This is a genomic window from Streptomyces sp. NPDC001678 (genome assembly GCF_042892945.1).
GTDB lineage: Bacteria > Actinomycetota > Actinomycetes > Streptomycetales > Streptomycetaceae > Streptomyces.
This window is the reverse complement of sequence record NZ_JBIAUP010000018.1, coordinates 141,617-148,446: the sequence shown is the minus strand read 5'-3', so window position 1 is coordinate 148,446 and position 6,830 is coordinate 141,617. Positions and strand designations below refer to the sequence as shown.

Annotated in this window: 4 protein-coding genes; all 4 read left to right on the top strand. The window is 73.6% G+C overall.

Features of this window, described 5'->3' with window-relative positions:
* The first annotated feature begins 244 nt into the window (after positions 1-244).
* The 4 genes from ACFYZR_RS29110 to ACFYZR_RS29095 all read left to right on the top strand — a co-directional run bounded on the left by ACFYZR_RS29110 (position 245) and on the right by ACFYZR_RS29095 (position 6,810).
* Complete coding sequence (locus ACFYZR_RS29110; protein ID WP_391915540.1) at positions 245-1,306, top strand: AI-2E family transporter; 1,062 nt, start codon at positions 245-247, stop codon at positions 1,304-1,306.
* A 130-nt stretch (positions 1,307-1,436) separates the two neighbouring features.
* A complete protein-coding gene (locus tag ACFYZR_RS29105) occupies positions 1,437-2,564 on the top strand; it encodes a PP2C family protein-serine/threonine phosphatase (protein WP_391915537.1) in 1,128 nt (375 codons plus the stop codon).
* Between the two features lie 284 nt (positions 2,565-2,848).
* Complete coding sequence (locus ACFYZR_RS29100) at positions 2,849-3,781, top strand: cyclase family protein (protein ID WP_391915535.1); 933 nt, start codon at positions 2,849-2,851, stop codon at positions 3,779-3,781.
* A gap of 104 nt (positions 3,782-3,885) precedes the next feature.
* Positions 3,886-6,810 (top strand): SpoIIE family protein phosphatase, encoded by a 2,925-nt coding sequence (locus ACFYZR_RS29095; RefSeq protein WP_391915533.1) that lies wholly within the window; start codon positions 3,886-3,888, stop codon positions 6,808-6,810.
* The last annotated feature ends 20 nt before the right edge of the window (positions 6,811-6,830 follow it).

Genomic DNA, 6,830 nt, shown 5'->3' with positions numbered 1-6,830 from the left:
GCGGGAAAACCCGCTGGCAAAGGTGTGACCTACTACCCCACACCCCGGACAACGAGGTCCAGACCACAACCCAAATGCCCGAAATGCACCCACGGACGGACCGCCACCCCACTACCCCACCTCGTAAGTGACCCACCTCTCATGGCCGGGCTCACACCCCGCCCCCGATTCACCCACCCGACGTGATCGCACCCTCACGCAAAGGGGTACGTAGAGCCGCGACTCCCTGGAGAGAGGACGGGATGTGCCGAGCGACGGTCCGGGGCGCGGTCTGCGGGTGCGGCCGACGTCGTCCTGGTTCACGACCGGCTTCAGCGTGGGGCTGGGGCTGACGCTGGCCTATACGACCCTCCAGACCGTCCTGCGCATCAGCGGCATCCTCACCCTTCTCCTCCTCTCCCTCTTCTCGGCGATCAGCCTGGAACCCGTGGTGGCCTGGATGACCAGACGGCGGATCCGCCGGGGCTGGGCGGTCGCTCTCGCGGTCGCCGGGCTGCTGGGGCTGCTGGCGGGGTTCCTCGCGCTGGTGATCCCGCCCGTGTCCGACGAGGTCTCGGCGCTCGTCGGCATGGTGCCGAAGTGGCTGGATCAGCTCCACGACCGCAGCTCCTTCCTCGGGCGCCTGGAGGCGCGCTACCACCTGCTGGACCGGGCCCGCCGGGAATTCGGGCCGCACGCCGGCACGACGGTGGTGGGCGGACTGCTGGGCGCCGGGCACATCGTCGTCAGCGCGGTGACGGGGGCGGGGCTGGTCGTCGTCCTGACCGTCTACTTCATGGTGGGGATGGAGCAGCTGAAGCGGTTCGGCTACCGGTTCGTCCCGCTCAGCCGCAGGGCGGCCGTGGTGGAGCTGACCGAGGAGATCCTGCTGCGGGTCGGCCGGTACATGCTCGGCAACGTCGTCACGTCCGTCATCGCGGGCCTCGCCACCTTCGCCTGGTGCGTCGGGCTGGACGTGCCCTACCCGGCCGCGCTCGGTTTCTTCGTCGCCCTGATGGACATGATCCCGATCGTGGGGTCGACCATCGGCGGGGTGGTCGTCAGCCTCGTCGCCCTGGCGGTGTCCCTTCCCGTCGCCCTCGGTACCGCGGGCTTCTATGTCGCCTTCCGGCTGGCCGAGGACTACTTGATCATGCCCAAGGCGATGAGCTTCGCCGTCAATGTGCACCCCATCGTCACGGTCGTCGCCGTCGTGGTCGGCGGGGCACTGCTGGGCATCGTCGGGGCGCTCATCGCCATCCCCGTCGCCGTGGGCATCGGCATCGTGCTCGACGACTCGGTCTTCCCCCGCATCGACCGCTCCTGACCCGGGCCCGGTCCGCGCCCGATCCGCGCCCGGTCCGGACCCGACCGCTTGGTCGCCCGTTCGCCAGCCGTTCCGCCGGTGGCGGGCATGGCGGCGGGGGCGGTGATCCCGGGTGGTGTAAGCAGGAGCCATGCACCTTCGGCGACCACCCGGGACGCCCCGATCGCCGGGGCGGCCGAGCCGGGCGCTGGTGGCCGTACCGCTGATCGTCATCGTGGCCGTCACCGTCGTCGACGTCCTCGCCCCGCCCCAGGTGCACCTCGGCCCCTTCCTCGTCGCCGCTCCCGCCATCACGGCGTCCTTCGCCGGCCCCCGGCTGACCGGGGCCGTCGGGGTGATCGCCGTCGTGGCCCAGTCGGTTGTCGCCGTCATCCGCACCAGCCTCACCGACCTCAACCACACCCTCCAGATCAGCGCCCTGATCGTGATCTCGGCGATCGTCACCCTCTTCGCCCACCGCCGCGAGCGGCACGAGAAGGAGATGTCCCAGCTCAGATCGGTCGCGGAGGCGACCCAGGGCGTGGTGATGCGGCCGCTGCCCCGGCGGGTCGGCCCGCTGCGCATCGGTTCCGTGTATCTCGCGGCCGAGGCGGAGGCCCGGATCGGCGGCGATCTGTACGCCGTGGCCCGTACGGCCCGCGGCACCCGGCTCGTCATCGGGGACGTGCGCGGCAAGGGCCTGGAGGCCATCGGCGACGCCGCGCTCGTGCTCGGCGCCTTCCGGGCCGCCGCGCACCGGCAGGCCGAGCTGCCGGTGCTGGTCGCCGACCTCGAAGGAGCCCTCTCCTCCGGGCTGAGCGACCCGGGCGCGGCGCGGGAGGAGCGGCCGCACCGGGAGGAGGCGTTCGTCACCGCGGCCGTGCTGGACGTGCCCGACACCGAGCCGGCCCTGCGCATGGTCAGCTGCGGGCATCCCCCTCCCTTGCTGCTGCGCGACGGCCGGGTCACCGCGCTGGAAGTGGAGCAGCCGGGGCTGCCGCTGGGACTGACCGAGTTCTCCCTCACCGGCTTCCCCGTGGAGTCCTTCGCCTTCGGGCCCGGCGATCTCGTCCTGCTGTACACGGACGGCGTGGTCGAGGCGCGCGACGCCGCCGGGCGGTTCTATCCGCTGGCCGAGCGGATGGCGTCCTGGCCGGGCGGCAAGCCCGAGACGCTCCTGCGGTATCTGTGCGAGGACCTGCTCGCCCACTCCGGGGGTTCCCTCGGCGACGACGCCGCCATGGTCGCCGTCCAGCGCCTGCAACCCTCCCCCTCCTGACAGCCCCCCCCCCCCCCGCACTCCGCCACCCAGGAGGCACTGGAAGCCCAGGTCCGGGCCGGGAACCCGGGGGTGCTGGGGCAGGTACGGGACGCCGACGGGACGTGGAACGGCTCCGCCGGCGTCAAGGCCGAATTCCGCGCGAAGGTACGACCGGCACAGCGCTGATCACCCCGAGCGGGGGGGGGGGGGGGGGGGCGCCCCCCCGCCCCCCCCCCCCGCCGCTCCTCCTCCTACGGTGGCAGCGAACCGGAAACCCGAACGAGCGGAGGGCCGAGCGGCCGATGAGCAGCCATCCCCTTCGGACGGTCTCCCGCCAGGAGTTCGACACGCTCTTCGACGCGGTCCGCGCGTGGGGGCGCTGGGAAGCGGCGCCCGACCGGGGGGCCTGGAACCGGGTGACGGACGACCATGTGCGGCGGGCCGTGTCCTCGGTGCGGTCCGGGACCGTGGTGCCGATGGGGCGGCCGTGGGACACGGCGTCCGGGCCGGACAACACCAGGCCCGCGCTGCACTACATGTCCGACCTCGGCGACGTCGAGGCCCCCGAGCCCGCCACCCACAAGGACTTCCTCGGCGCCGACTACCACGGCAAGGGCGTGAGCCATCTGGACGCGCTGTCCCACATCGCCTACCGGGGGCGGCTCTACGACGGCGGTGTCGCCCGGGAGCTCGTCGGCGCGGCGGGCGCCCGCTTCGGTGGTGTCTCGGCGCTCGGCCCCCTGGTGACCAGGGGCGTCCTGCTGGACCTGCCCGCCGTCCGGGGGCGCGCCTGGCTGGAGCCCGGGGAGGCCGTGGGCGCGGCGGAGCTCGCCGCCGCCGAGACGGCGCTCGGCGCGCGGATCGGCGAGGGCGACGCGGTGCTGGTGCGCGTCGGCCGGTACCGCCGCCGCGCGGAGCTGGGCCCCTGGGACGCCGACGCGGCCTGCGCGGGCCTGCACGTGGACGCCGTGCCCCTGCTGGCCGAGCGGGGCATCGCGCTGCTCGGCGGTGACGGCGACAGCGACGTACGGCCGTCGCCGGTGGAGGGCGTGCACTCCCCCGTGCACGCCCTCGCCATCGCCGCGATGGGGGTGCCGCTGCTGGACAACCTCGATCTGGAGGAGCTCGCGGCGGCCTGCGCGGCGGCGGGGCGGTATACGTTCCTGCTGGTCGTGGCGCCGCTGAACATCCCCGGGGGAACGGGCTCGCCCGTCAACCCGGTCGCGGTGCTCTGACCTCCCACCCCACGGCCCCGGCTACGGAACGTGGCGACCACCCACCCCTCCGTACCCGGATCCCCTACCTGGACAAAGTTCTAAAATGGAACATCGGTGTACCGATGAGGGCGGTGATCCGGATGGGGCTCGTGGCGGACGACATCGGCCCTGTGCTCGCCCGGGACCAGTTCCTCCGCGGCGAGTCGGTCGAGGCGGCCGTGCGCGGCCCGATCCTCAACTCCTGGCAGCGTTCCGTCTCCCTGGGACTCTCCCCGGACGGCTGCGAGCTCCCCTTCGTCCAGGACCTCGACCTCGACGGTCGGCTCGCCCGCGCGGCCGGGCCCGTCATGGACCGGCTGCGGGAGCGGTTCGCGGGACGGAGCGTGAACGTGTCCCTCGCCGACGGGCGCGGGGCCGTGCTGCAACGCCGCTTCGGCGAGGCCTCGATGGTCGGCCGGTTGCCCGCGTTCCAGACCGTGCCGGGCTTCGTGTTCAACGAGAAGTTCGCGGGGACCAACGGCATCGGCCTGGCGCTGGCCGAGCGGCGGCTGATCCACGTCTACGGCGCCGAGCACTTCGCCGAACGCTCCCAGGCCAACGCGTGCTCCGCGATGCCCGTCCGGGACCCGCTCAGCGGGCGCATCGAGGGGGTGCTGTGCCTGGGCTATCCGCACACCGACGTGGACATGGCCCTGGACATCGTCATGAGCAAGGCGGCGGGGGCCATCGAGCAGCGGCTGCTGGATCAGAGCTCGGCGCGCGAACGCGCCCTGCTCCGGACGTACCTCGACATCCGGCGCCGGCTGCCGTCCGCCGACGGCCGGCCGGACCGGCCGGTCATGAGCGAGCTGGACTGGCGCGACCGGATGATCCTGGAGGAGCGGGCCACCGAGCTGATCTCCGCCGCCCAGCGGGCCGCCGTCGAGGTGGCCCTGCCCAGCGGCCGGCGGATCACCCTGGTGAGCCGCCCGGTGACGAGCGCCTCCGGCGTGGAGGGCGTCGTCGTCGAGGCGGTCGTGCCCACATCGGACATGCGCCTCGCCGTCCCCACCGAGATCACCGCGTCCACCGAAGTCGCCACCCCCGCCGAGCTCACCACCCCTACCGGGATCGCCACCTCCGACGAGATCACCGCCCCCGTACCGGCCTCCGACGCCGGGCAGCTCGCCCGTGCCGTCGCCACGGCGTACCGGCCGGGCGCCACGGCGCGGGAGCCCGGCGGCGCGCCCGGCGACGACGCGGGAGCCGGCGGCCTCGTGCTCGTGGGCGAGCCCGGGGTGGGCAAGTACGCCGTGGCGGCCCGGCGCCGCCTGGAGCTGCTGTCCGAGGCCAGCACCCGTATCGGCACCACCCTGGACGTCGACCGCACCGCCCGGGAGCTCGCCGAGATGGCCGTACCACGCCTGGCCGACTTCGTCACCATCGACCTCCCCGAGGCCGTGCTGCGCGGGGACGAGCCCGCCGACCCCACCCGGGACCTCCACCGGACCGTGGTGCACGGCATCCGCGACGACTGCCCGTTCTACCCCGCCGGCGAGCGGGTCCACCTCCAGCCGACCACGCCCCAGCTGCGCTGTCTGACCACCGGGCGGACCGTCCTGGAGCCCGATCTCAGGTCCGCCACGGGCTGGATATCCCAGAACCGGGCGAACGCGCAGCGCATCCTCGCCCACAACGTCCACTCCCTCATCGCCGTTCCGCTCCTGGCCCGCGGCATCGCTCTGGGCATCGCGAGCTTCTACCGCGCGCGCGACCCCGCCCCCTTCGGGGACGACGACCGTGCGCTCGCGCAGGAGCTCGCCACCCGCGCCGCCATCTGCATCGACAACGCGCGCCGCTACACCCGCGAGCACGCCATGGTGCTGGCCCTCCAGCACAGCCTGCTGCCACAGGGCTTCCCCGAGCAGAACGCCGTCGAGGTCGCGCACCGCTACATGCCCGCCGAATCCGGCGTCGGCGGCGACTGGTTCGACGTCATCCCCCTCTCCAGCACCCGTGTCGCCCTCGTCGTCGGGGACGTCGTCGGCCACGGGCTGCACGCCGCCGCGACCATGGGACGGCTGCGCACCGCCGCGCGGAACTTCGCCGAGCTGGACCTGCCCCCGGACGAGGTCCTCATCCACCTCGACAACCTCGTGGGCCGCCTCGACCGGGAGGAGTGCGGTGACGACCCCTTCTCCGGTATCACCGGCATCATCGGCGCGACCTGTCTCTACGTCATCTACGACCCCGCCTCCCAGCGGTGCACCATGGCCCGGGCCGGCCACTGCCCGCCCGCGCTGGTGCGCCCCGACGGCATCGTCACCTTCCCCGACCTGCCCGCCGGACCGCCGCTGGGGCTGGGCGGCCTCCCCTTCGAGACCGCCGAGTTCCACCTGCCCGAGGGCAGCCAGCTCGTCCTCTACACCGACGGGCTCATCGAGGACCGCGACCGCGACTTCGACACCGCCCTGGAACAGCTGCGCCGGGCCCTGGCCCACCCGAACCGGCCGCCCGAGGAGACCTGTCAGGCGGTCGTGGAGGCCGTCGTCCCCGAGCACCCCGCCGACGACATCGCCCTGCTCGTCGCCCGCACCCACACCCTCGACCCGCACCGCGTCGCCACCTGGGACCTGCCCGCCGACCCGGCGCTCGTCTCCACCGTGCGCGCCGCGGTCGCCCGGCAGCTGGCCGCGTGGGGGCTGGACGAGATCTCCTTCGACATCGAACTGCTGCTCAGCGAGCTGGTCACCAACGCCGTCCGGTACGGCAGCGGCCCCATCCAGGTGCGCCTGCTCTACGACCGCACCCTGACCTGCGAGGTCTCCGACACCAGCAGCACCGCCCCGCATCTGCGCCACGCCGCGACCACCGACGAGGGCGGCCGCGGCCTGTTCCTCGTGGCGCGGCTCTCCCAGGCCTGGGGCACCCGCTACACCGCCGAGGGCAAGGTCATCTGGGCCGAGTGCGCGCTGGAGGTGCCCGCGGGGACGGCCGGTGAATCCCCCGGGCCCGCCCTGGACTCCTTCGGGTCCCTCGGCTCGTTCGACGACATCCCCGCGATCTGACGGCCCATCCGGCGCCGGGG

Excerpts from the sequence above, each read along its gene's own strand:
- ACFYZR_RS29105 (WP_391915537.1), top strand. The coding sequence starts at position 1,437 with ATGCACCTTCGGCGACCACCCGGGACGCCCCGATCGCCGGGGCGGCCG.
- ACFYZR_RS29100 (WP_391915535.1), top strand. The coding sequence starts at position 2,849 with ATGAGCAGCCATCCCCTTCGGACGGTCTCCCGCCAGGAGTTCGACACG.
- ACFYZR_RS29095 (WP_391915533.1), top strand. The coding sequence starts at position 3,886 with ATGAGGGCGGTGATCCGGATGGGGCTCGTGGCGGACGACATCGGCCCT.